The sequence below is a fragment of the Marinobacter sp. LM1 genome (assembly GCF_042763285.1).
Classification (GTDB): Bacteria; Pseudomonadota; Gammaproteobacteria; order Pseudomonadales; family Oleiphilaceae; genus Marinobacter; species Marinobacter nauticus.
This window is the reverse complement of record NZ_CP114373.1, coordinates 1,650,583-1,674,437: the sequence shown is the minus strand read 5'-3', so window position 1 is coordinate 1,674,437 and position 23,855 is coordinate 1,650,583. Positions and strand designations below refer to the sequence as shown.

Sequence of the window (23,855 nt, the reverse complement as noted above, 5' to 3'; positions counted from 1 at the left end):
ACAAATTAACGGAAATTGCATCCAGGTTTTCTGATGCAGGTCATCGGGGCAAACAATTATCGCTGCCGCCGGGCAAAGGCCCGACCGGCCGCCTCGTCCGCCAGTTTCTGGTCTCTGAGATCCTGCTCCCGCTGCTCCTGTTGTCGGCAGGACTCGATGTATTTTTCCATCCCACGGCGACGCTCCCAGGCCTGCTGCCACTCCCGACGCCGGGCTTCAAACACCTGCTCCGCTTGTTGCAGCTGCCGCTGTTGCTGGGCAATCACCTGGTCCAGCTGGGCGATAAACGCCTGCCAGGCCTGCAACCGCGCCACAGGCACAACACCCTGCTGGCTGGCGCGGATCTGGTCACGATACTCCTGCTGATACCGCTCCAGGTTTTCCACCTGTTCTCGGTGCGCCTCCACCTGCTTTCGGGCCTCACCAAGGCGTTCCAACGCTTCCTGTTCTTTCCGCTCTTCAAGGGAGAGGACAACTTCAAGCCGTTTCGATCGCAGCATCAGACATTATCCCGATTGCCGGCGGGGTTCGGCACCGCCGTCTTTCTTCGTTCCGGTGAACGTCGTTCGGGTACCACCGCCAGCAGCTGCTCAATCGCCTCCGTAAGGGGAGCACTTTCATTCAGCCCCTGCTGCAAAAACTGGCGCATGTTGCCTATATGCTGGATGGCAAAGTCGGTCTCCGGGTCGGAACCCTTCACGTAGGCGCCCACACTGATCAGATCACGGGCCTGCTGATAACGGGAATAGACCTGTTTGAATCTCTGGGCCCGGGAGAAGTGCTCCGGATCGGTCACCTGGGGCATCACCCGGCTGATGGAGGCTTCCACATCTATGGCCGGATAGTGGCCTTCTTCCGCCAGGCGTCGGGATAAGACGATGTGACCATCAAGGATGGCCCGGGCTGCGTCAGCAATGGGATCCTGCTGATCGTCGCCTTCCGTCAGAACGGTATAAAAGGCGGTAATGGAACCACCGCCGGGACGGCCGTTACCGGTTCGCTCAACCAGTTGTGGCAGCTTGGCAAAAACCGAGGGCGGATAACCCTTGGTCGCCGGTGGTTCGCCAACGGCCAGGGCGATCTCCCGCTGTGCCTGGGCATAGCGGGTGAGAGAATCCATTAAAAGAAGAACGCGCTTGCCCTGATCGCGGTAATATTCGGCAATTCGGGTGGTGAGCATGGCAGCGCGCAGGCGCATCAGCGGCGAATCATCCGCCGGGGCGGCTACAACCACGGAACGCGCCAGGCCTTCATCGCCGAGAATGTCCTCGATGAATTCCTTGACCTCCCGGCCCCGCTCGCCAATCAATCCAACCACGGTAATATCGGCATTGGTAAACCGGGTCATCATCCCCAACAACATACTCTTACCGACACCACTGCCGGCAAACAGGCCGAGGCGCTGGCCCTGGCCCACAGTCAACAACGCATTGATGGCGCGAATGCCCACATCCATGGACTGGCGAACCGGCGCCCGGTTCAATGGGTTGATGATGTCGCCGGTCAGCTGCACTCTGGCCTCCGCCTGCAACGGTCCCTTGCCGTCCAGCGGGTCGCCGGCACCATTCACCACGCGTCCTAGCATTTGCGGGCCCACCGGCACCCTGCTGGCCGAGGCCAGAGGAATCACCCGGGCTCCGGGCTTGAGACCTTCGATGGCGGTCAGCGGCATCAGGTAAACCTTGTCTTCCTCAAAGCCCACCACTTCCGCTTCGACACTGGTGGCGCCATCGCCCTGAATCAGACAACGGTCCCCCACCACCATAGGGCAACCCACGCATTCCAGCGTGAGACCCACCATGCGCGTAAGCCGGCCAGACAATTCTGGCGCCGGTTCGGCATTGATGGCTCCCTGAAGCTGCCGTAACCGTTCAGCCAGGCGTGAGGTCATCGTCCTGGCCCTGCTCGTTGAATTGGTCAGACTCGGATTCCGGTGCTGATGTCATGCCTGAACCACTCAGTACATCCCGGTGAAAATCGGTCAGCTCCCCCATACTGGGTGCCAGCTCTTCCTGATCCGGGCCGGCAGGCTCCGCCAGCTGTTCTTCCAGCATGCCCTGAACCGCCCGCTGGAATCGCTTCTCCACGGTGTAATCCACCAGACTATGGCGCGATTCCACTTTACAGCCACCGGGCATGAGAGAATCGTCCTCAATAATCACGGCCGATGATTCCAGGCGCTCAGTGACTTCGCGTACCGGTTCGATATCGTCGGGGTGAATATGAATGCGTAGATTGTCGGCGGTCGAGGGCAGTGACGACAGCGCCCGACGCACCACCTGGCGAATCTGGGAGGAATCCATGCTGAGCTCACGGAAGACCACCGCCCGGGCCAACACCGTAGTGAGGTTGACCAGCACCGCTTCCAGCTCGTCTTCATGGCGCTCGATGGGCAACAACAGCTCTCCCATCAGATGCTCCAGTCGTTCCATCCGGGAGGCAACTTCCTGACGCGTCTGCTCTGCTGCCTGCTGCTCTCCGTGACTCCGGCCCTCCGCCTCGCCAGAGGCGTAGCCGTCTTTGTGCCCGTCAGCACGTCCCTGCTCAAAGCCTTCAGTGTACCCGGCCTGGCGCCCCTCCTGAAAACCGTCCTCGCGGGCAGCCTGGCGAATCTCTTCCAGGTCGGCCGCGGTCAGCGGCTTGACTTCCTCTTCCTCGACAACCTGGTTTCCGCGCTCATCAAGCAGGGGCAATTCCCACCGTTCCCAGGCGGTCATCTGTTCTTTCGGTATGCGCTTGCTGTCCTGATCGGAATCTTTCATCACATCATTTCTTCGCCACTACCACCCAGCGAGATCTCGCCGGCTTCAGCCATACGGCGAGCAACGGTGATAATGTCTTTCTGGGCCGCTTCGACTTCGCTGACCTTGACCGGCCCCTTGGCTTCCAGATCATCCTGCAGCAACTCCGCAGCACGCTTGGACATGTTCTTGAAGATCTTCTCCTTGACGGCTTCGTCGGCACCTTTGAGCGCCACCACCAGCACCTCCGAGGAGACCTCTCGAAGCAGCGCCTGAATACCCCGATCATCAATATCCTTGAGGTTATCAAACACGAACATGAGGTCTTCAATGGTGGACGCCAGATCCGGATCCATGTCTTTGATGGAATCCATCAACGAGCCCTCAATCCCCCGATCCATGAAGTTCATGATATCGGCCGCTCGCTTCACGCCACCAATCCGACTGGTCTGGGAGGCTGCGCCACCAGAGAACTGCTTCTCAAGGATGTCGTTCAGTTCCTGCAGGGCCTGTGGCTGAATGCTTTCCAGCGACGCCACCCGCATCATCACATCCAGTCGCACTTTTTCATCAAGTGTGCCAAGAATTTCAGCGGCCTGGTCCGGGTCTAGGTAGGAGATAACAATGGCCTGAATCTGGGGATGCTCGTAACGGATAATATCGCCCACAGCCCGGGGCTCCATCCACTTAAGAGTATCCAGGCCGGTGGTATTGCCGCCAATCAGGATTCGGTCAATCAGGCTCGCGGCCTTGTCATCACCCAGCGCCTGGGTGAGCATCGCCCGGATATAATCGTCATTACCAACCCCCAAACCGGTCTGGCCGCCGACAGCGTCCACAAACTGGTTAAGCACGTAGGTGACGTCGTCCTTGCTGACGTCTTTCATCTGCGCCATGGCGACGCCAACCCGCTGAACCTCTTTCGGCCCCATGTGCTTGAGCACCTCAGCAGCGTCCGCTTCACCCAGAGACATCAGCAGGATCGCTGCCTGCTCCACTCGCGGAATCTTGCGCTGCGGCTTTTTCGGGGCATCCCCCTGCAACTGGCCGTTTTCTTCAGTCATCGACATTCACCCACTGGCGCATAACCTGTGCAACCCTGGCGGGATCTTCCGCAATCAGGCCTTTGAGTGCATTCAACTGTCTATCATAGCTGTCTGTGGCGCCCGGCAAAAGCAGGTCATCCTGAGACGACATGGCATCGCGTAGTGCCTGCCCGCCTTCAATATCAGCAAGGCCACCATACTCACCCTCTTCTCCGCCTTCACCACGCTCGCGGCGACCGCCACCGGACAGTGTCTTCAGGGTGGGGCGCAGCAAGCCAAGAACCAGAATCAGAATGACCAGTCCTGCCAATACCTGCTTCATCAAATCCCAGAACCAGGGCTGCTCCCAGAAGCCCGGAGCTTCAAACTCCACCGCTTCCTCAGGGGCAAACGCGGTATTCATGACGGTAACGCTGTCTCCGCGGGACGCGGAATAGCCAACCGCATCACGCACCAGCATGCTCAGCCGTTGCAGTTCGGCCTCTGGCCAGGGTTGATAGCTCACCTCGCCGGTTTCCGGGTCGACCACTTTCATGTCATCCACGGCAAGGGCCACGGTCACCCGCTTGACCGCACCCAGCTCCTGACGGGTGTAGCTGACGGTACGATCCAGTTCATAGTTCCGGGTGGATTCACTCCGGACATTCACCGGCGGAGCTGCAGGAGCGCCATCTTCCCCTGGGGCGGCAGTGGCCTGCTCCGGAACCGTCGCAGCCCCTGGCGGCTGATTGGCCAGCGCACCGGGAATGCCACCCTGGGCTCCCGCCACACGCTGCTCAGACAACTCGCGCTCACTGCGCACCGCCTGTTGCTCCGGATTGTATAACTCCTCGGCACGCTCGACCGCAGAGAAGTCGAGGTCGGCGGTGACTTCCGCGCGGTAACGCCCTTCCCCGACAATTGGGCCAATCAATGAGGCGACACGGCGGGTCAGCCGCTCTTCAACCCTGGACGTGTATTCATACTGGTCTTTCATCCGGTCTGTTTCGGCCTGAACCTCATCGCCCGTCAACAGATTGCCGTTCTGGTCAACCACAGTCACCTGATCCCGGTTCATCATCGGAATGCTGCCGGCCACCAGGTTGACGATGGCCCGAATCTGCTCGGGCTCCGGACGACGTCCCGCAAATACCTCAAGAAACACCGAGGCGGTTGGCTCCCTGGCATCCCGGATAAACACCGAGCGCTCTGGAATGGCCAGGTGCACACGAGCATTACGGACACCGCGCATGGCAGCGATGGTCCGAGCCAGTTCGCCCTCCAGTCCGCGCCGGTAGCTGATGGTTTCCATGAACTGGGACGTTCCCAGACCACGTTCCTGGTCCAGCAACTCATAGCCCATGGTCTTCTGGTCGGTTACGCCTTCAGCAGCAAGCTTGAGGCGCGCGCTATAGACCTGTTCAGACGGCACCAGCAATGCTCCGGTGCGGGGGTCCATCTTGTAATCGATACCGTTGCTGTCGAGGATGGTGGTCACGTCCTGCGGGTTGTAAGCAGACAGATCCCCCACCACCGGCTGGTAATTGGGCTCCTGGGCCCAGAGCACCACAGCTACACCCAGTGCCACGCTGGCGGCCAGCCCGACCATAAGCCCGACCTGGCGCAGCAGATTCAATCGGTTGAATCCGAGCAAAAGATTGCTACGGCTCTCCGGAGTATCAGACTCCTGAGTAGCCGGCAGGTCAGAGGCGGCGGTTTCCGCAGGTACGCTTGCCATGCTGTTGCTCCGTTATCAGATCGGCATATTCATGATGTCTTCATAGGCTCGCACAACCCGGTTACGCACCTGGGTCAGAGCCTCAAAAGACACCGAAGATTTCTGGGCAGCAATCATTACCCGGGTAATGTCCACGTTCGGATCGCCCATTTCGTAGGCCGTCCTGAGTTCACTGGCCTGACTCTGAACCTCGTGTACATTGTTGACGGCCTTGCCCAGCATATCGCTGAAGCTGGGAACTTCCTGGGTTTCCTGAACCTGTCGTGGGCCATCGATGCGGCCACGTACGGACTGATCCTGTTCAATCCGCTGGTTCTGCATCATCTGGGTACGCAGATTCCGGATCTCAGACAGAACATTGTTTATGTCGGCACGTTGAACCATCACACTCTCCCGGCGACCCTGTCGGGTCTGTACTTGTTGCTGACTCAAATGAACTGAAAGCAAGCAACAGGCCAGAAACAATTAAACCATTTATTTCAACGGGTTAATAAATCATTGCACAACGGAAGGCGTCTGCGCGACGAAGAATTGACAGGGATGAAACCAGACCGAAAAAGAAGACCAGGCAGGCAAGTAAAAAAACGGCACCCCGAAGGGTGCCCGAAGGAGTATAAGGTCGACAACAAAGGCCCTGACTCAGGCCATGGCCAGCTCCGCATCAAGATCGATACCGGCATCTCGCATCTGGGCCAGTTTGTAACGAAGCGTTCGCGGGCTGATGCCCAGTTGCTCCGCGGCCCGGTTGCGCCTGCCACGCTCTTTCTTGAGGGTTTGAATAATGATACGGAACTCCTGTTGGCGCAGATCATCTCCGAGTGAGCCAATCGCCTCATCAGCCGCTGAATCCGCTTCCATCGCCGCCTCGGGGTCTGGCAAGTCGGCCTCAGGGGCCTCCATGGATCTGGCGGGAATGGCCGGCTCAGCGGGTGCACCAAAGTCAGCGGCACCGGTAATCCCAAGCTCCAGACAAAGATCACCGGCGTGGATTACATTACCCTGATGCAACACCAGCGCCCGCTGAATGGCATTGTCCAGTTCCCGGACATTACCCGGCCAGGCATGAGCCATCAGTGCCTTGCGGGCATCCTCGGCCAGGGTGATGCCGGTCAGCTTCATCTTGCGGCAATGCTTTTTCAACAGTGAGCGGGCCAGGGGCAGAATATCCAGCGGCCGCTCCCGCAGGGGCTGCCACCGCATCGGGAACACCGTCAATCGATAATAAAGGTCTTCGCGGAACTTGCCCTCGCGCACGTAGTCCGCCAGATCACGGTTTGTGGTCGCCAGCACACGAACATCCAGCTGAATGGTCTTGCGACCACCGACGCGCTCCACTTCCCGCTCCTGCAACACTCGCAGCAGCTTGGACTGCAAACCAAGATCCATTTCGGAAATCTCGTCCAGCAGGATCGTTCCGCCATTGGCCTGCTCGAATTTACCTGGAGAGGCTGCAACGGCACCCGTGAAAGCACCTTTCTCGTGACCGAACAGAATGGCTTCCAGCATATTCTCCGGAATAGCGGCACAGTTGATCGCGACAAATGGCTCATCCGCTCGGGGTGACTGCTGATGGATATAGCGGGCCAACACTTCTTTACCGGTACCACTCTCACCGGAAATCATCACTGTGGAATCACTGGCCGCCACTTTCGCGGCCAACTGGAACATGCGTTTACTGACCGGATCCTCAGCCACCGGCTCATCGCCAGCCTTTTGGCGGCTTCCGCCCACGACCCGACTGACCGCTTCCACCAGAACCTGAGGCTCAAACGGCTTGACCAGATAATCGATGGCACCGGATTGCATGGCAGACACCGCGTGGCTGATCTGGCCGTACGCGGTAATCAGCATCATGGGCAGCCCCGGATACAAGCGCTGAACTTCCGCCAACAACTCATGGCCGGACATGCCGGGCATATTGACATCGCTGACCACCATATCGACCGGCGCCCGGGCCAGGCTTGCCAGCGCATCTTCAGCGCTGGCCGCTTCCCGCACCTGGAATTTCGCCAGTTCCAGCGTCGTTACCAAAGCTTCGCGCAGGTCGTGGTCATCTTCCACAATCAGAATCTGGGCCTTTGCCATGCTATGTACCTCCAACCTGTTCTTTAAAACCGGGCTGTCAGAATCGGCAGCCGAACTATCGCGTCGGCACCTTGCTGTCCGGGGGATGAAATCGAAAACTCGCCCTGATGGGCCTTGACCACAGCCTGCACCACGGCCAGCCCGAGGCCGGTGCCATGGGACTTGGTGGTGTAGAAGGCTTCCATAATCCGACCTGCCTCACCAGGCTCGAACCCGGGCCCATTATCGGAAACCCGGATCTCCAGGCGGCCGGAGGTGGCGGAAACAACGATTGAAACGTCGGCGGCCCCCGCCTCCAGACTGTTATTCACAAGATTGGTACAGGCGCCGACCAGGGCATCGCGATTGCACATCAGCCGGCAAGGCGTCTGCACCTGGTTGTCCAGGGCCACCTGCACACCTGGCGCAAGCTTGAGCCCATCCACAGCAGACTCCAGCGCCTCCACCAGGCGCGACGAATCCAGCTCTTCCGCCAGTCGGGTTTCGCCCCGGGCGAAGATCAACATGTCGCGAACCTGCTGTTCCAGATGGGTGAGGCGGGACATCAGCCGGGAGGCGCAACGTTGACGTAGCTCCTCATCGAGATCCGGCTGGCTCAGATGGCCACCATAGAGAATGGCAGCAGACAGCGGTGTGCGAATCTGGTGGGCCAGGGAGGCAACCATCTTGCCCATGGCAGAGAGGCGCTGGGCATGAGCCAGTTGCGACTGGAGCTGGCGCGTTTCAGTCAGATCGGTCAGCAGGATCAACTGACCCGGCTGATTCTCCATGGTACGGATCTCAATGCTGACCCGGCGACCATCCTTCAGGGACACCTCATGGCCATCATCGTTACGGGGTGCGAAACAGCGGCGGATTACGTCAATCCAGCGCTCGCCCTCCAGCGGCTCGCCCAGCAAGGCAATGGCGGCCGGGTTGCTCTGGCTGACAGTACCATGTTTGTCCAGCACCACCACGCCCGCAGGCAAAGCATTGAGCAAGGTAGACAGGCGATCTGCCAGCTGCTCTTTCTGCTCCAGCTCCTGCTGGCGCTGTCGCGATTCATAAGACAGTTCACCGGAGAGCTGGTTCACCCGAGACTCGAGTGTGCGATAGGAATCGGTAATCTGCCGAGACATGCGATTGAACAGTTCCAGCGCAGAATCTACAGCCTCATCGTCCTGCTGCGGAAACAGTGCTGTCACCTTGTCGTTGACATCAGCCGCAGCGTTGGCATCCGGCTGGTGGCGGGACTCCATAACGACATGTGCGTGGCTCATAACCTTTCCCCCTGACAGGCCCGGCGGGGCCATCAATACTTTTGTTCGGAAAGGTTAAAGCTAACAGCGTGCCAATTAGTATTTATTGTTTATTTTCAAATAGTAACGAAACCAACGATACCCGGGGTGACGAATTACCGTCGGCCAGAAACAACAATGGCGTCGCAGGTTACAAACCTTTGACGCCACCTTTTAACGGCCACCCCGGTATCATCAGGCTTCTTCTGAGTCGTCCCTCAGACCATACTTTCGCACTTTCTCCACCAGCGTAGTGCGCCGTATCCGCAGCTTCTCGGCAGCGCGGGCGACTACGCCGCTGGCTTCATCGAGAGCCTGCTGAATCAACTGCTTTTCAAGATTGGAGAGATAATCCTTCAGATCAATGCCGTTCACCGGCAGCAACGCTGGCGCATCCAGCCCCACCAGGCCTGGTATGGAAGAGGGCATACCGGAATCCTCTACCGGGCGATTCTCGTCATAATCATCCACATAGCGGAACTTCTTCGGCAATTCCTGCACTCCGATCACGCCATAGGGATGCATGATGGCAAGACGCTCCACCAGGTTAGCCAGCTCACGGACATTGCCCGGCCAATCATGACGACACAGGCTCATGATGGCCGCCGAGTTCATCCGCAATGAACCACGCTTCTCTTTTTCCATCCGGGAAATCAGCTCATTGATCAACAGTGGAATGTCTTCGACTCGCTCCCGGAGTGCCGGCATTTCGATGGGGAACACGTTCAGCCGGTAGTACAGATCCTCCCGGAAATCACCGGATTCAATCATGTCCTCAAGATGCTTGTGGGTCGCCGCAATCACCCGTACGTCAGCGGTCTGGGTGCGGTTACTGCCCACTTTTTCAAAGGTGCGCTCTTGCAGAACCCGCAGTATCTTCACCTGCATGTTCAGGGGCATATCGCCAATTTCATCCAGGAACAAGGTGCCGCCTTCCGCCATCTCAAAGCGCCCTACCCTCGCCGTAATGGCACCGGTAAACGCGCCTTTCTCATGGCCAAAGAGCTCGCTTTCCAGCAGCTCTGCCGGAATGGCACCACAGTTCACCGGCACAAAGGGCTTATCGCGGCGGGAAGAATGGTAATGCAGATTGCGAGCAACCACTTCCTTCCCAGTACCGGACTCTCCGGTAATCAGCACGCTCACATCCTTGTCGGCCACCTGCTCCATCAACTGGCGCACTTGCTGGACTTTACGACTGGTTCCCACAAGGCTGCGGAACAGCTGCACACCACGCTGCTGGCCGCGCTGCTGGTTGCGGCTGAACTGGTCCCGATAGATCTGTGCGCGGTACAGGGAATCCACGAACTTGGTGTAGTTCAGCGGCCATTCCATCCGCGCAATCACTCGTGCCGCATCGTCCTCTGACAAACCCTTGAGCTCAGGGTCGCCAACCAGCAACACTGGCACACCGGTCATGGCTCGGCATACTTGCTCTATGGCGGAACAGGCGCCGGATTCGGTGCCGTTGACGACCGCCACTGAAACACTATCCCAGGCCTGATCATCGTCACTCGCCAAAAGCGCCAAAGCCTCGTCGCCGGAAATCACCTGCTCTTCACCGACAAACTCCAGAATGGTGACCAGATCTCGTCGCCTGGTTTCATCCTCACTCAGCACCAGCACTTTGTTATTTTTGGACATTCACAGGAATCTCTTCATGGATTTGTGCGGTATTTAAGACCGTATGCCGGCCCGAGTCAATTTTATGACGCTATCTTTGACGATTCGAGGAGACGTTCTGATAGGTTTTGGCGGCGTTACGGTTCTGGCTGACCCACTTCAATGAGGCTTTCGCCTCGTCGCGGGCCTTCACAGCGGCGGCATCGGCCTCGGCCACAAAACGATTCAGCGCTTCCAGTCGCTCTCGCACCAGTGTGGCATCAAGTCGGCCCTGCTCGAGCTCAGCCATCAACGGTTCCACCGTCGGTCGAACCCGAGCATTAAGCTGGCCCAATCGTTCCCAATCCTGGTTGTCCAGGGCCAGGGTTAATTCGTCTTGAAGCTGATCCAGATCGGAAAGGAGGTTTTCAGGGTTGGCCATCAGCAATCTCCGTGGTCTGCGGGACAGACTGGCCAACGAAAGGGCACCACCGGAAGCGATGGCGCCCCGCAAGCGGACGGTTAACGCCGTGCTGCGCGACGGGCCGCAGAGGCGGTAAACTCGTTACCACGATACCCCGGCGCGAAATCATAGGCGGGGTAACCATTGTCCAGACCATCAATGTAATAACGATTTGCCTTCAGATCATACGTCATTTCCATGGTGGTCCAGAAGACCGGCTCACTGTAGTAGCTGATATTGTGAGCCTCGGAAACGCGCCATAGCTCGCCTTTCTCGTTGTACTCCTCAGAGACCAGAATCTGCCAGCTATCTTCATCAATGTAGAACACACGGCGCTCGTAAATATGGCCGATACCGGTACGACGCTTGGCCTCTACCACCCACACCCGATGCAGCTCATAGCGAGCAAGACTCTGGTTGATGTGGTTGGGGCGGATGACATCCTCAGGGCGAACACTGGAATCGTGAAGCTTGTATCCGTTGTAGGGAACCAGCAGCTCCCGTTTACCTTTGAGTTCCCAGTCATACTGGTTTGGAGCACCGTTATACATATCTTTCTGGTCAACCGAACGCAGAGAGGACGAATTCGGCAGGTCTGTCTCGTAGGCCAGGTTCGGAGACCGGCGCAAGCGTCGGGAACCCGCATCATAACGCCATGCAAGGCGAGGTGAACGAACCTGGTCCAGAGTCTCGTGCACCAGGGTGATGGTGCCCGCCAGCGTGGTCGGGGCGATAGTCTCGGTTTTCAGGTAGAAGATCTTGTTGTCGATATCGGCAAGATCCGCGCCTACCTGACTGTACGCGAAAAAATAATCGTAGTGGTTGACCACCGGGTTGAAAGAACCGTCTTCCTGAGGAGTGGCTGAAGCACTTCGGAAGGACACCTCCTCACCGCGATACCGGAGAATGTGGTTCCAGATCGCCTCCAGACCATTCTTCGGAATGGGGAACGGGCTGGTCATGATGGTGTCTCTTACCCCGTTACCATTATCCAAAAGCTCGGCGGTCAGGGCATTCTGACGGAACTTCTCGTATACATGTTCGGGAAAAGCCGCTGTCCGACGGGTTTCATACACCGGCATGAAAAATGCCGGGCCATATTGCTCCAGCATCCGTATGTGGCCGTCCGACAACTTATCCCGGTAAAGATCAAGGTTATCACCCGTCACCACATACAGGGCGTCATCGCCAGGGAACGGATTGGTTTCTACAGACCCCTCGCGCCAATTCGCCGGTGGCGTGGCAAGCCCGCCATCCCAGGCTGGAATGGTGCCCGCTGCGTTGCCCGCGCGCTCAGCACCAACCGGTGTCAGCTCATTATTCAGGCGCGCGGCTTCCGCCTGTGTTACCTTTGCCAGCAGCGGACTGGACGCCCCCATAACAGCAACTGCGATGGCAGCAATAAATCGGTTTCGCATCCTCAACCTCCAGCGTGAGTCACATGAGTGGTCAATACTCACCCAATCTGACGCTCTTTTTGCCAGTTTCAAACGCCCGTTTCAAGTGGTTGTTTGTAGTTTCTTGTGACAAGAGCATTTCCACAAAGCGGACAGAGCGAGAAATAAACAGCCAAAAATGGTAGACTCCCAAAGTTTTACCGGCCCTGTTTCTCTGATTTTTCGCTCGCAGGTTTCCTCATGGCATCACAATGGCACACCCTGGTTTCGCAAAAGCTGTTTCTGGCCAAAACGTTACTAGTCCGGGTTGAGCAAGACGAAGCGGCGACTGCACCAGAACGAGAAGCCCAACTGCAAGGTGCCATTGAGTTGTTGCTGCGGGCTCGCTTACTCCTGCTGGTAATGATTGCCCGATGTCACCAGAACAAAGTCGACAGACCGGCCTCCATTGATGAGCTGGAGGCGCTGTTTCCCTATGCGATTGCGGAAGGCGGGATGTTGAAGGAACTGGCTGAAACACCAGGCAGTTGGTGGCAACAGCTGAATCAGTTGGAGGCTGCCGCTGGAGAACCGCCCAAGACACGGAAAACCGTGACGGAAGAAAACATCATTGCGGTTTCGGCGGATCAGGGGCCAGATCGGTCCGTTCAGGCTCTGAACAAGATACTGGCTGCCATGACCGTATTGACCAGAGAGATAGACGAGCAACACAGCGAGTGGTAATCCGCCTGCCGGAGCCAATCCATTAACATACGCTGACAGCAGATATAGGTTGAATGAATGTCACCTTCGTTTTTTGAAATTGTACAACTCGCCGACGGCGACTACGCGCTTCGCCGGATTGATGACGACGCAGCTCCACTTGTGCGCATCTCATTCTCTGATGAGGCCAGAGAAATGCTGGAAGACCGGGACATGAACGTCGCCAAGGCGATGATTGCCGCTGGCATCGAGGCCGCTGGCAACATCAGCCACGACATTGACTGGGAAGAGGACGAAAGCGAGTTCGCCGACAATCAGCCCCACTACACCTTGCATTGAGCACCCGTTATCTCTGGCGCAACACCACACCGTGGCTATTACCCTTGGCAGATGCCTTTTGCAACGCTTCCAGCGCCGCACGGCCCAGCTTGTGAGTCCAGAGCACAACGGCATGGCAGGTGCCTGCGCCCAGCGCCCGCTCAGCCAGCTCTTGAGCCGGGAATTCTGTCGTTGACCGCAACACCAGAATCTCACTGGCCACAATGCCGTGCATTTTCTGCCACTTGGCCACCAGGGACTGGGGAGGATCAATCCACGCCAGCCAACGTTTCTCCTGGTTGAGTTGTGTGAGCATTGGCAGCAGCAACTGGAAATTCTCCACCTGCTCCTCCGGAAGAATAATCTCGGTAACATTGCCACCGAAGCCAGACGCTGAACGTCGCTCCGAACCGGACGCTGCTACCCTGGCCGCCGGTGCCCTTTGGCCAGAGGAAACCGCACCAGCCGCAACAACAGCTGCCGGCTGAAATGCCATGTTCTGAGTGAAGCTCAACTGTTCCATTACTCACCTACCTGCGCCATGCGCTGCCGAATACGGTACTCAGTGAAGATCGGAGCGGCGGATAACGCCTACGCCGAGACCTTCAATAAACAATTCCTGCTCCGCAAGATCGACCTCAATCGGAGCAAACTCCTCATTCTCTGCAATCAGCCAGACCTTGTTGCCTTCCCTGCGGAAACGCTTGACGGTGACCTCCTCTCCGACACGAGCGACAACGATCTGACCGTTATGGACATCCTGGGTACTGTGCACCGCCAGTAAATCACCATCCAGAATCCCGATGTCTTTCATGCTCATCCCCCGTACCCGCAAAAGGTAATCTGCTGAAGGAGAGAAGAAGCCCGGCTGCAGCGTGCAGTGATCTTCAATATGTTCCTGCGCCAGAATCGGGCTACCGGCGGCAACCTGCCCGATGACAGGGAGGCCCAGATCTTCTTCGGCCTCCGGCAGGCGAATGCCCCGGCTGGCTCCCGGGACCATCTCGATGGCGCCTTTCCTTGCCAGAGCCCTCAGATGTTCTTCCGCCGCGTTGGCGGAACGGAATCCCAGCTCTGCGGCAATTTCAGCCCTGGTGGGCGGGTAGCCGGTTTCATCCACGTAACGTCGGATAATGTCCAGCACCTGGGATTGTCTTGCAGTCAGTTTCATCAGTCGGGCTCCGGAATTTCGATCCTGTTTTTTTATACAGTGAACTGACTATATACAGTGTTTTATCCAGTGTAAAGCCCCCTCCGTTTCGTTTCCTTCCTGTAACAGGCGAGCACCAGCCTGTATGTTATGGTGACGGAAACCAGACACAGGGAAGCCATAACCAACCATGACCGCAAACGATCGCTGCAAGATGCCGGAACGCAAGACAAATCGGGACGGCCAGGAACGAAAAGTCGGGGTTGAGATTGAACTGTCCGGCCTGACCTACGAGGCCCTGGTCGCGCACGCTGCCCGCCTACTTGGGGGTGAGCCGGAGCTGACATCCCGTTATGTCACCCGACTGGACACCGATGCCGGGGTTTTCACCATCGAACTGGACTCTGATCCCATCAAAGATCTGGACCTCGCCGATGAACGGCTCCCGGAATCCATTCGGGAGCTCGGCAACCACGCCATGGATGTCATTGATTTTGCCGCTGAAAAAATTGTCCCTCTGGAGATAGTAGGGCCGCCGCTGGCAATGTCGGCTCTGGACATGATTGAGAATCTGGTAGACGAGCTTCGAGGCCTGGGTGCAGAAGGCAGCCGGGAGGCCATTTACTTTGCGTTCGGGCTTCAGCTCAACCCGGAACTGCCCGACCTCGAGCCCGATACCCTGGTTCGTTACCTGCAGGCGTTCGCACTGCTGTATGACTGGCTCAAGTCCCGGCATCAGCTGGATATCAGCCGGAAGTTCACCACCTACATCGAGCCCTGGAGCAGCCGCTACACAGACAAGCTGATGGCGGACGATTACCGTCCTGACCTGGACACACTGATGAGGGACTATCTGCACTACAACCCTACCCGGAACAAGGCATTGGATCTTCTGCCACTGTTCGCTCATCTGAACGAATCGCTGTTGTCCGAATACGTTCAGGACCCCAGGATCAAAAGTCGTCCTACTCTGCACTACCGGCTGCCGGATTGTGATATCGACAATCCCAATTGGCACTTCTCCACAGTCTGGAACGATTGGGTAGTGCTGGAGCAGCTTGCCAACAACCGTCAGGATCTTGATGCCCTGCGGGGCGAATTCCACGACTCCCGGAAGTTCAGCTTCCGCAATCTCACCCGCTCCTGGCGTGAGACCACCGATGAATGGCTGCATCAGCACGGTTATGTCTGACTGGGAAAGCGAAACGGACATCCCCGGCCTCACCATCGGCATCAGTGGCCCGGCCCGGCGAAGTATGGCCCATCGGCTGATCAGCCTGGGCCTGCGCCTGCATGGCGCCAGAACACACTACATCCGCCCGGGCGACCGAACCAACGTCGAACTACTGGACGGGCTGGTACTCTCGGGCGGCACCCACGTGCATCCGGGCCGCTATGGTCAACAACCCCAGGTGACGGCCAGGTATGACCTGAAACGGGATGCTACCGACACCGAGCTTCTCCGCCAGGCGGAGGCGATTAACATTCCGGTGCTGGGTATCTGCCGCGGTGCACAGTTTATCAACGTCTTTCACGGCGGGTCCCTGTGCCAGAACGTTACCCCGTTGCGGGTACATACCCGACATCGACCTTTGTTATTACCCCTCCAAACGGTTCGCCTGGTCCGGGACAGCCGTCTGGGAGGCCTGATGTACAGCCACGTGATTGGCGCCAACCGCATTCACAGCCAGGCCATCAAGCGCCTTGGACAGAATCTCAGAGTGACGGCCGTGGACAACGACCTGTTTGTGCAGGCCATCGAAAACACCGGCCGACAATGGTTGATGGGAGTGCAATGGCACCCCGAATACCTGCTTTACCACACCGGGCACCGTCGCATCTTCAGCCACTTTGTGCACGCCGCCCGGGCCCGGAAACTGGAACGACTGGATAACCGGGAAGGCCCGGAGTTCCACTCATAAGGAGAATGACCATGATCAAACGTCGACTGCCACTTGCGCTCGCCGCCGCCGTCACCGTGATACCCGCGGCAGCCAGTGCCGGAGAAGTGAGCCTGAATGGCGAAGGTATTGTTCGTTACGAACCAGACAGCGCCAGACTGCAGTTCTCAGTCACGGCCGAGCACCCGGATGCCGCCAAGGCCTCTGAACAGGTGTCCGACACCATGGACGAATGGCGCCAGGCCATTGCGGCCTATCGTAATGAGCTGGACGACTATTCTGATGCCGATCTCAGTGTTTACACTCGCATGCTTCCTGTACGGGAACAAGGCCAGGATCCCAAGCGAGTATCGGTGGCAAGCCAGACCGTCAGCTTCTCGATCAACGATCTGGATCTGCTGAATCCGTTGATTGGTGAAGCCAACAAGCTGGGGCTGCAATATCATCTTGGCAGCCACCAGTTTTTCCACTCAGACGAGCAGGGGCTGGAACGCGAGGCTCTGGCAAGGGCCATCGCCGATGCCAGAAGCCGCTGCGAGTTTGTCGCCAAGCAACTCGAGCAACGTTGTGGCGAAGTGGTCAGTCTGAATGTGAACGGCGGCCATCGTCCGGTACCGATGATGCAAGCGGAATCGAAAATGGTCGGTGACGCCGTTTCAAGCGTGGGCCCCAGGGAAATCCAGGCCACCGTCAGCGCCACCTTCGAGCTGGACTGACCTGGCCACTCAGAAGTTCCGTGTATAGAAAATATCCAGTGAGGCCGCCAGACCACTGGCGGCCTCCAGATAGAAGTAGCGGCCCAAATCGTAGCGCAGGGCTACCGTGGTAATGGGTTCAAATATGCCAACACCATAACGGAGGCTTAGTTCGTCTGTGATATAGCCGCTCGCCACCACGGAGGCCTGCTCCCCTGAACCCTCCGCCTCCAATGTCAGGTTACGGATACCCAGCTCGTTTCCAATACCTTGTGTGATCTTGCTGGCCTGGGTAAGACCCAGTGACAACGCAGCCCGGCTCATCTGCCCCTCATCCCCCTGGCCCCGGGGCGGACGGCCAAGAATAACGTACGACAAGGCATCACTCTGCGGCATCGACGGTTCCGAGAACACTTCCGTTTCCGGCTCATCCACCGGGCCGGACAACCGGATCCCGGCGACCACCGTATCAACTTCACGGACTGCCTCAATGTCCAAATACGGTCGGTTCAGCGCACCTACAAAGAGAATCCGTGCCCGGCGCAGGTCCAGTTCCTGGCCAAAGGCTTCATAGCGACCATTCACTAACTGCAGCGCACCCCGCGTATCCATTTTGTTGCCAATGCGCAACGTGCCTTCGAGGTTGCCGGTGACACCAAACGCGGCAAACGACACCTCATCCTCACCGACCACCACAGTCACATCCATCAGCATCGACCGAATGGCAGGTTCTTCCCGTTCGACACCCACGATGACTTCATCCTCGGAAACCGATACCGCCGATGGGGGGACGCTCTGGACTTCGATTTCGCCTCTGGGCACCTCAACGCGGCCGGAGACCGACAGCTCTCCAGATTTGAAGGCAATATCCAGATCCGGCGCCACCTCCAACCGGGCATAAGGTTCCAGCGTCACCGGCAGCCGTTCGCCTTTCAGGTTGATCGCGACTTGCGGCGACTGTCCCCACTCCAAGCTCCCGGAGACCTGGCCCTTACTGCGATCATTGCTTTTCCAGCGCCCGCTGATATCGGCCGACTGCCCCCGGAACTCAAGCACTACAAGCAATTCCTCCAGTGGCAGGGGAAGGCCAGGATCAAACACTCGCCCTTCACTAAGCACCAGCTCGCCGGTGACGTCAGGCTTCATCAAGGGACCGTTCAAACGACCACTGCCATTAACCCGCCCCTGAATGTCTTCAATACCGGTAAATGCCGAGAGGAAGGCAAGATTAAGGGCCTGGAGCCGGAATTCACCATCAACCGTGCGGTCACTGGCCAGAGGATCCACAGCAAGATCCAGGTCAAACTGGCCAAGTTCCGGGCCGCTGAAATCCAGGCTGACATTGGCCTCATCCGGTTTAAGATTAGCCTCAACCACTAGCTGGTCATGAGTGATGGGCTGCCAGTCGTCCAGCACCAGAACCCCGAACTCGCCGGCGCCGGCATCAATCCGGATAGTGCCATCAGGACCCGCATCCGTGAGAGTTACGGCAATGTCGGCGTCTATAGTCGATTGCCACCGAAAAGTCTCTGGAAACAACGGTTCCAAAGCACTGGCCGGGAAACCTCGCACTTCATAAGCAATGCGGGAGTCTGGCCACAGTCTCTGGTCAGCCGCACAGACCGAGCTTTGCTGCCAGCGCCAGCAGTGACTGCCAAGTTCAAGAGCCCCGGCCACGTAGGTGAGATCCGCTCTCGTATCCAGCTGCCAGATCTGCCCTGGCTCTGGTACGGAAATCAGGCCCCGGGTCAGCTGTCCGCGCCAATCCGGTAGTTTCTCTCCCAGCCCGCCCGCGAATTCCAGCTCAACCGAAGCTTCAGGATGATCGACTTGCAAAGCCAGGGTGTGGCGCTCCCGGGTGCCGCTGAGGGACGCTACAACCTTGTCGAGTTCCTGGCCAGCGAGACGCAGCTCAGTGCCCGACAGATCAAGGTCCAGCACCCCGTCACTATCAAGTCCCGCCTCAAGCTGCGCCTCGGTAACCAGGAATTGATCCTGCCAGGCCAGATTGCCCGCCGTCAGTGAGAGCTCAGCTTCCGGAGCTTCCGGCGAGCCAGACAGCCGAAGCCGTCCGGCAGCCTCCCCACCCAGACCAGCCAACAGTTGTTGCGGTGCGGCAAGATCAAAGCGCAGGTCGCCCGCCAGAGATTCGCCATACCGTCCACTGCCCTCAAGCCGGTTATCCCCGACGGACAGGTTGAAGTTTTGCACAACCCAGTCTCGCCCCTGGGTGGACAAGGTTCCTTTTGCCTGTGCCGGCTGCTGCCGCCATTGGCCGCTGAGATCCAGATCTGCGAATAATTCGGGCAGCGCCCCCTCCCGCAACTGGCCTCGGGTAGCCGCCGTTCCATTCAAACGCGCTTCCAGTTGCGGCACCCAAAAGCCCGGATTGAATCGATCGAGCTCAAACTGCGCCTCCCAGCTCAGCGGCCCGGAAAACACCAGTTCTGCCTGTCCGGAAAGCGCGCCGGCACCGGTGGTCATGTCCAGCTGGCTAAGGCTCACCGATTGCAGATCCCCTATCAGCCGGGATGTCAGTTCGGCTTCACCCAGGGGCCCCGCCACTGAAGCATCCAGCGCTGCCTGATAACGACCATTACCATACTGAACCTGGCCATCCAGACGTTTCAGCACAACCGGTGGCGGCTCCAGGCCCGGAATCAGGCCGTACCAGGGAAACTCCTCCAGGGTTATGTCTGCGCTGGCATCAATACCGTCACGCCAGGATACCTTGCCGTTCGCACCGAAGCGGCCATCGGAATTGCCCTCCCGATCCCGCGCGATCATCGTAACCTCGACGCCGGAAGCACCTTGGAGGGTCACCAGGCCCTGAACTGACGCCTCCACTGGCCCGGTGGACGCCGGGAGCATCGCCCGGGTTCGGGTATCGAAGCCCCGAGCCAGGCTACCATCGAGTTCCAGCCGCCATTGGTCCAGCGTCAGGGTTTCAGGCACGGCGCTGTGCGGCCGAAATTCCGGCGACTGAAGCTTCAGGGTAGCCGGCAAATCGGCATCAAGCGGATCCATCTCCCCCTCAAGGCGGGCATCGAGGTAGCCTCTGCTGGCGCCTGCCACACGAAGATCCCGGGCGCTGCCGGACAGATCCAGGGCAATCTGCCAGTCGTCTCCGCTCGGTGGTGGCAAGGTAACGTTGACTGAAAGATTCAATGGCCAGTCCCGACGCATCTCGGCTCGGCCATCGGCGGTCACCAGAATATCACCGCGTTCATACAGAAGGTGGTCAATGTTCAGGGTGGCACCCGACGCCCGGGAATCCAGCTCGACCCGATTCCAGACCAGGTTGTCATTTACCGTTAGTGCCCCGAGCCGGACTTCACGGATATTCACACCCAGGGGCAGATTGACGGAAGGCAACCGGATATCACCTCGTGGCTGATCAGCCTGGCCGGGGGTTTCTTGCACAGTAACCGCGATACTGGCCGCCTTGAGCGTGTCCAGACATACCGTCAGCTCAAGAAGGCACGACGGTGACCAGTCAATTTCCGGTTCGCTCACCTGAACGCCAACACCATAGCCCTGCCAGACCAGGCCATCGGCCCGCCACTGCCCCAGCATCGAGCCCTCGGCAGCTTCCGTCCGCAGGCCTGGTACCTGTTCAATGACCCAGGCGGTTCCCGTCTCACTGCGCAGGGCCAGCAGAACTGCAACCACCAGCAACAGGGGCACCAGCAGCAGTACCAGGACAATCACCAGCGGCCAGAACCACCAATGCCGGGATTTTCGGGTTTCCGGTTCGGCATCCGGGGCCTGTGTATTTCTGGATTGCGCCTCGGTCACAGTTCCGGCCCCATGGAAAAGTGAATCCGCCAGCCACCGCCAAGCTCCTCATTCAACCCCCTGGCAACATCCAGGCGAAGCGGCCCCACGGGGCTGACCCAACGAATCCCCACCCCAACACCGGTCGCCAGCGGATCAAAGACATCGTTCACGGCATTACCCTCATCCACAAAGGCAGCCACACGCCAGTTCCTGGCAAACTCATACTGGTACTCAGCACTCCCCACAATGAGATATCGACCGCCAACGGCCACACCATCGCTGTTCTCCGGTGAAAGCGTCTCATAACCATACCCTCGTACGCTCTGGTCACCGCCGGCAAAGAACCGCAGAGAGGGCGGCACATCGGAAAAATTGTTGGTGGCTACACCGCCAAAGTTGAACCGGGCAAGAAAACGATGGTTGTCGGCCAGGGTATACAGACCCTTGGCAAGCAGATTGACATGCAGAATATCCGCATCTGAAAGCACCGCCCGGTGGGCCCCGGTGACATCCAGCTGTAAACGAAATCCCCGGGACGGATCCAGTGGCGAATCCGCCTGCAGCTTCGAATAGCTCACACCCGGCAGAAGCAGGCTGGAGGTCCCTCGCTCACCGTCACCAATGCGAAAGCGCTCGCCTTCCCAGCGCATCGACAACACCTGCATCCAACCGTTGTCCAATTGATGGTTCCATTGCTGACCGAAGGTCAGGCGTTCGGACTCAACGTCTTCCACATGTTCCCGCTGATACCCGGTGCCCAGGCGGATGGAATCGGTCATGGGCGGGTCAAGAGGCAGTTCGTACCAACCACTGACACTCTGGCGCAGTTCAGAGAGCTCGGTATCTGCCCCTCTCTTGTGCCCCATGGAGTTAATATAGTGCTCACGCCAGTTGCCGCGGAAACGCGGCCCCACATCGGTCGAGAACCCGACGCCCGCAGACACCGATCTGGGAGGCCTGGGAGTGAGACCGATTGTCACTGGAATAACACGATCCTCTGCCTGGGAAGGAGAGGCATCAATGTCGACGCCAGAAAAATAGCCGCTGTTGGAGAGATCCCGGTTCAACCGGGCCACCTTATCGGCATGAAACGGCTCGCCCGGCTCTGTGGTTACAAATTGCCGCAGCAACTGCTCATCAAAACCATGGCCTTCCAGAAAGGTGACTTCACCCAGTTGGTAGCGTTCACCGGTGCGATAGGTAAGCAGGATATCCGCGGCGTTGGCGTCCGGGTCGACCTTCAGCTTTCGGGTCTCATACTCGCCGTCAAAGTAGCCCAGGCGCCCTGCCCGGTTCTGGATCGCCTGCCGCAAACCGTCATATTCACCATGATTCAGAATATCACCTTCCCGGGGACGCTCCGGGAGGCTTTGCACCAGGTCCGGATCGTCGGCCCCGGGCCCCTGGATATCCACCTGCCGGGATCGCACGCGCACGGGCTCGCCGGGAACGATGGTCAGCACCAGCTCCGCTGGCGCTTCATCCTGTTCATTCACTTGCCAGCGTATGGTCGGATTGTAGTATCCGAGGGCCCGGACCGCTTCTTCCACCTGGGAGACGGCGCTGGAGGCATAGCGGCGCAGACCGTCGGCGGTTCTGTCCTCAACCTCGCCCAGCAGGATTTCCGCGTTCTCCTGCAATTGGTCGTAATCCCCCTCGACCTCCACCCGTACCTGGTTGGCCAATCCTGAACTCGCCTGCCATAACAGCAGCCATATCATCGGCCTGATCGCTGTTTGAATGTGAGTGCCGAATAACCGCATCAAAGGATGGCTGCCCTGACCAGATAAAGTGAGTATTCCCTGTCACAGGGGCGAGAGTTTACCCGCAAGACCGGGGCGCTATCCATGCCCGCCGTATTAAGATTAGCAGCATAACGCCATCGCCGTTGCCACCGTCAGCCTCGTACCTGATCCAGAAATAGGCTAACCTGTCAGACACTTATAGAGTCATAGACAGGTCCTACGGATGCTTCATGTAAACCGCGAAAACCTGAAATCCAGTCATCAGTTGATCTGGTTCCTGATCGACTTTCTGATGCTTGGCCTGTTGATCATCAACCTTTCGTTCATCATCTGGGATTCCATCTACAACTTTGTGGCTGTGCAGAATCTCCTAAAAGACTACGCGCCGGCACTGCAATCTGCCTACCACCCCATTCATGAACGCTTCATCTTCTACGACCTGATCTTCGTGGCCATTTTCCTGAGCGAATTTGTACTGCGCTGGGGTTATTCAATCAGGGCAAAAGTCTATGACCGCTGGTACTTCTATCCGTTCATCCACTGGTACGATCTGGTGGGCTGCATTCCGGTTGGCAGCCTCCGGTTTCTGAGAATCCTGAGGGTGATCTCTATTATCTACCGGCTGCATCAGTACAAGATCATCGATTTCACCAACACCCGGCTGTTCCGGTTCGTTAATTTCTACTACGAAGCTTTCATGGAGGAGTTGTCTGACCGGATTGTCCTGAAAGTACTCAGCGGTGTTCAGGAAGAAGTTCGACGGGGCTCGCCTCTGTTTGAGCGTATCCAGCAGGATATTCTTTATCCGCGGCGGGAAATGCTGTCAGACTGGATTTCAGAGCGGGTGGCAGTGGCAGCCAAGGAGGGTTACGTACCAAATCGCGGCGCATTGAGGGCCTACCTGGAAAACCGGGTGGACCAGGCCTTGAAGCAGAATCTTGAGCTGTCCCGGTTGAAATACCTGCCTGTGGTGGGGCCAACCATCCAGGACACACTGGAGAATGCGGTGGGTGACATTGTCGCCAATGTGATTCACCAGATTCTCGAAGACCTGGCCTCCACTTCTAACCATGCGTTTATTGAAGATATCGTCAACGTGTTCCTGCCCGAACCTGGCCAACAACAGGAAGAGGCCGAAAACGAAGCGCTAATCAACCTGATACTGGAGGTGGTCGACGCCATCAAGGACCAGGTCCGGGTCAAACACTGGCGCGAGAATCTGCCCTGACAGGAATT

21 protein-coding genes are annotated in these 23,855 nt (G+C 58.1%); 6 read left to right on the top strand and 15 right to left on the bottom strand.

Features of this window, described 5'->3' with window-relative positions; all coding sequences use genetic code 11:
- Positions 1 to 56: 56 nt before the first annotated feature.
- From fliJ to OZ656_RS07775, 11 genes are all read right to left on the bottom strand, one after another.
- On the bottom strand, positions 57 to 500 hold the full coding sequence (gene fliJ / locus OZ656_RS07825; protein ID WP_011785467.1) for a flagellar export protein FliJ: 444 nt from the start codon (positions 498 to 500) through the stop codon (positions 57 to 59).
- Entirely contained in the window at positions 500 to 1,891 is a 1,392-nt protein-coding gene (fliI, locus tag OZ656_RS07820) for a flagellar protein export ATPase FliI (RefSeq protein ID WP_278351307.1), read from the bottom strand. Before fliI ends, fliJ begins: the two co-directional genes overlap by 1 nt.
- Complete coding sequence (locus tag OZ656_RS07815) at positions 1,872 to 2,762, bottom strand: flagellar assembly protein FliH (RefSeq protein ID WP_278351306.1); 891 nt, start codon at positions 2,760 to 2,762, stop codon at positions 1,872 to 1,874. Before OZ656_RS07815 ends, fliI begins: the two co-directional genes overlap by 20 nt.
- A complete protein-coding gene (fliG, locus tag OZ656_RS07810) occupies positions 2,762 to 3,805 on the bottom strand; it encodes a flagellar motor switch protein FliG (protein WP_011785470.1) in 1,044 nt (347 codons plus the stop codon). Before fliG ends, OZ656_RS07815 begins: the two co-directional genes overlap by 1 nt.
- Positions 3,798 to 5,504 carry a flagellar basal-body MS-ring/collar protein FliF gene (gene fliF, locus OZ656_RS07805; RefSeq protein ID WP_011785471.1) on the bottom strand — a complete coding sequence of 569 codons (1,707 nt, stop codon included), beginning with the start codon at positions 5,502 to 5,504 and terminating at the stop codon, positions 3,798 to 3,800. Before fliF ends, fliG begins: the two co-directional genes overlap by 8 nt.
- Before the next feature lie 15 nt (positions 5,505 to 5,519).
- Entirely contained in the window at positions 5,520 to 5,888 is a 369-nt protein-coding gene (gene fliE / locus OZ656_RS07800) for a flagellar hook-basal body complex protein FliE (protein ID WP_011785472.1), read from the bottom strand.
- Between the two features lie 255 nt (positions 5,889 to 6,143).
- Positions 6,144 to 7,589, bottom strand: coding sequence for a sigma-54 dependent transcriptional regulator (locus OZ656_RS07795; RefSeq protein ID WP_278351305.1), 1,446 nt, complete (start codon positions 7,587 to 7,589; stop codon positions 6,144 to 6,146).
- 23 nt (positions 7,590 to 7,612) lie between these two features.
- The gene (locus OZ656_RS07790; protein ID WP_023009854.1) at positions 7,613 to 8,848 is read right to left on the bottom strand and encodes a PAS domain-containing sensor histidine kinase; all 1,236 of its coding nucleotides are present in this window, start codon (positions 8,846 to 8,848) and stop codon (positions 7,613 to 7,615) included.
- Positions 8,849 to 9,061: 213 nt separating this feature from the next.
- A complete protein-coding gene (locus OZ656_RS07785) occupies positions 9,062 to 10,510 on the bottom strand; it encodes a sigma-54 dependent transcriptional regulator (protein WP_011785475.1) in 1,449 nt (482 codons plus the stop codon).
- 70 nt (positions 10,511 to 10,580) lie between these two features.
- Complete coding sequence (locus OZ656_RS07780; protein ID WP_278351304.1) at positions 10,581 to 10,910, bottom strand: SOS cell division inhibitor; 330 nt, start codon at positions 10,908 to 10,910, stop codon at positions 10,581 to 10,583.
- 80 nt (positions 10,911 to 10,990) lie between these two features.
- Positions 10,991 to 12,349 carry a DUF1329 domain-containing protein gene (locus OZ656_RS07775; RefSeq protein ID WP_206851406.1) on the bottom strand — a complete coding sequence of 453 codons (1,359 nt, stop codon included), beginning with the start codon at positions 12,347 to 12,349 and terminating at the stop codon, positions 10,991 to 10,993.
- Positions 12,350 to 12,568: 219 nt separating this feature from the next.
- Here OZ656_RS07775 and OZ656_RS07770 point away from each other — a divergent pair, with 219 nt between their 5' ends.
- Both OZ656_RS07770 and OZ656_RS07765 read left to right on the top strand, forming a co-directional pair.
- Positions 12,569 to 13,051 (top strand): DUF6586 family protein, encoded by a 483-nt coding sequence (locus OZ656_RS07770; RefSeq protein WP_278351303.1) that lies wholly within the window; start codon positions 12,569 to 12,571, stop codon positions 13,049 to 13,051.
- Positions 13,052 to 13,108: 57 nt separating this feature from the next.
- Positions 13,109 to 13,369 (top strand): hypothetical protein, encoded by a 261-nt coding sequence (locus tag OZ656_RS07765; RefSeq protein ID WP_121206861.1) that lies wholly within the window; start codon positions 13,109 to 13,111, stop codon positions 13,367 to 13,369.
- 7 nt (positions 13,370 to 13,376) lie between these two features.
- On the opposite strand, the gene OZ656_RS07760 is transcribed toward OZ656_RS07765, so the two are convergent.
- Both OZ656_RS07760 and lexA read right to left on the bottom strand, forming a co-directional pair.
- Positions 13,377 to 13,871, bottom strand: coding sequence for a cell division inhibitor SulA (locus tag OZ656_RS07760; RefSeq protein ID WP_121206862.1), 495 nt, complete (start codon positions 13,869 to 13,871; stop codon positions 13,377 to 13,379).
- A gap of 39 nt (positions 13,872 to 13,910) precedes the next feature.
- Positions 13,911 to 14,522 carry a transcriptional repressor LexA gene (gene lexA, locus OZ656_RS07755; protein ID WP_031210455.1) on the bottom strand — a complete coding sequence of 204 codons (612 nt, stop codon included), beginning with the start codon at positions 14,520 to 14,522 and terminating at the stop codon, positions 13,911 to 13,913.
- Positions 14,523 to 14,688: 166 nt separating this feature from the next.
- Between lexA and OZ656_RS07750 the strand changes: the two genes are divergently transcribed.
- From OZ656_RS07750 to OZ656_RS07740, 3 genes are read left to right on the top strand one after another with little or no spacing between them, the layout of a single operon-like run.
- Positions 14,689 to 15,690 carry an amidoligase family protein gene (locus OZ656_RS07750; RefSeq protein WP_278351302.1) on the top strand — a complete coding sequence of 334 codons (1,002 nt, stop codon included), beginning with the start codon at positions 14,689 to 14,691 and terminating at the stop codon, positions 15,688 to 15,690.
- Positions 15,683 to 16,420: a gamma-glutamyl-gamma-aminobutyrate hydrolase family protein gene (locus OZ656_RS07745; protein WP_011785483.1), complete on the top strand. Its 738-nt coding sequence runs from the start codon at positions 15,683 to 15,685 to the stop codon at positions 16,418 to 16,420. Before OZ656_RS07750 ends, OZ656_RS07745 begins: the two co-directional genes overlap by 8 nt.
- A gap of 11 nt (positions 16,421 to 16,431) precedes the next feature.
- On the top strand, positions 16,432 to 17,115 hold the full coding sequence (locus OZ656_RS07740; protein WP_228198057.1) for an SIMPL domain-containing protein: 684 nt from the start codon (positions 16,432 to 16,434) through the stop codon (positions 17,113 to 17,115).
- A gap of 9 nt (positions 17,116 to 17,124) precedes the next feature.
- Here OZ656_RS07740 and OZ656_RS07735 read toward each other — a convergent pair whose 3' ends face one another.
- Both OZ656_RS07735 and OZ656_RS07730 read right to left on the bottom strand, forming a co-directional pair.
- The gene (locus OZ656_RS07735) at positions 17,125 to 20,892 is read right to left on the bottom strand and encodes a translocation/assembly module TamB domain-containing protein (RefSeq protein ID WP_278351301.1); all 3,768 of its coding nucleotides are present in this window, start codon (positions 20,890 to 20,892) and stop codon (positions 17,125 to 17,127) included.
- The gene (locus tag OZ656_RS07730) at positions 20,889 to 22,595 is read right to left on the bottom strand and encodes an autotransporter assembly complex family protein (protein ID WP_379945154.1); all 1,707 of its coding nucleotides are present in this window, start codon (positions 22,593 to 22,595) and stop codon (positions 20,889 to 20,891) included. Before OZ656_RS07730 ends, OZ656_RS07735 begins: the two co-directional genes overlap by 4 nt.
- Positions 22,596 to 22,842: 247 nt before the next feature.
- Here OZ656_RS07730 and OZ656_RS07725 point away from each other — a divergent pair, with 247 nt between their 5' ends.
- The gene (locus OZ656_RS07725) at positions 22,843 to 23,847 is read left to right on the top strand and encodes a hypothetical protein (protein WP_113878958.1); all 1,005 of its coding nucleotides are present in this window, start codon (positions 22,843 to 22,845) and stop codon (positions 23,845 to 23,847) included.
- Positions 23,848 to 23,855 lie beyond the last annotated feature (8 nt).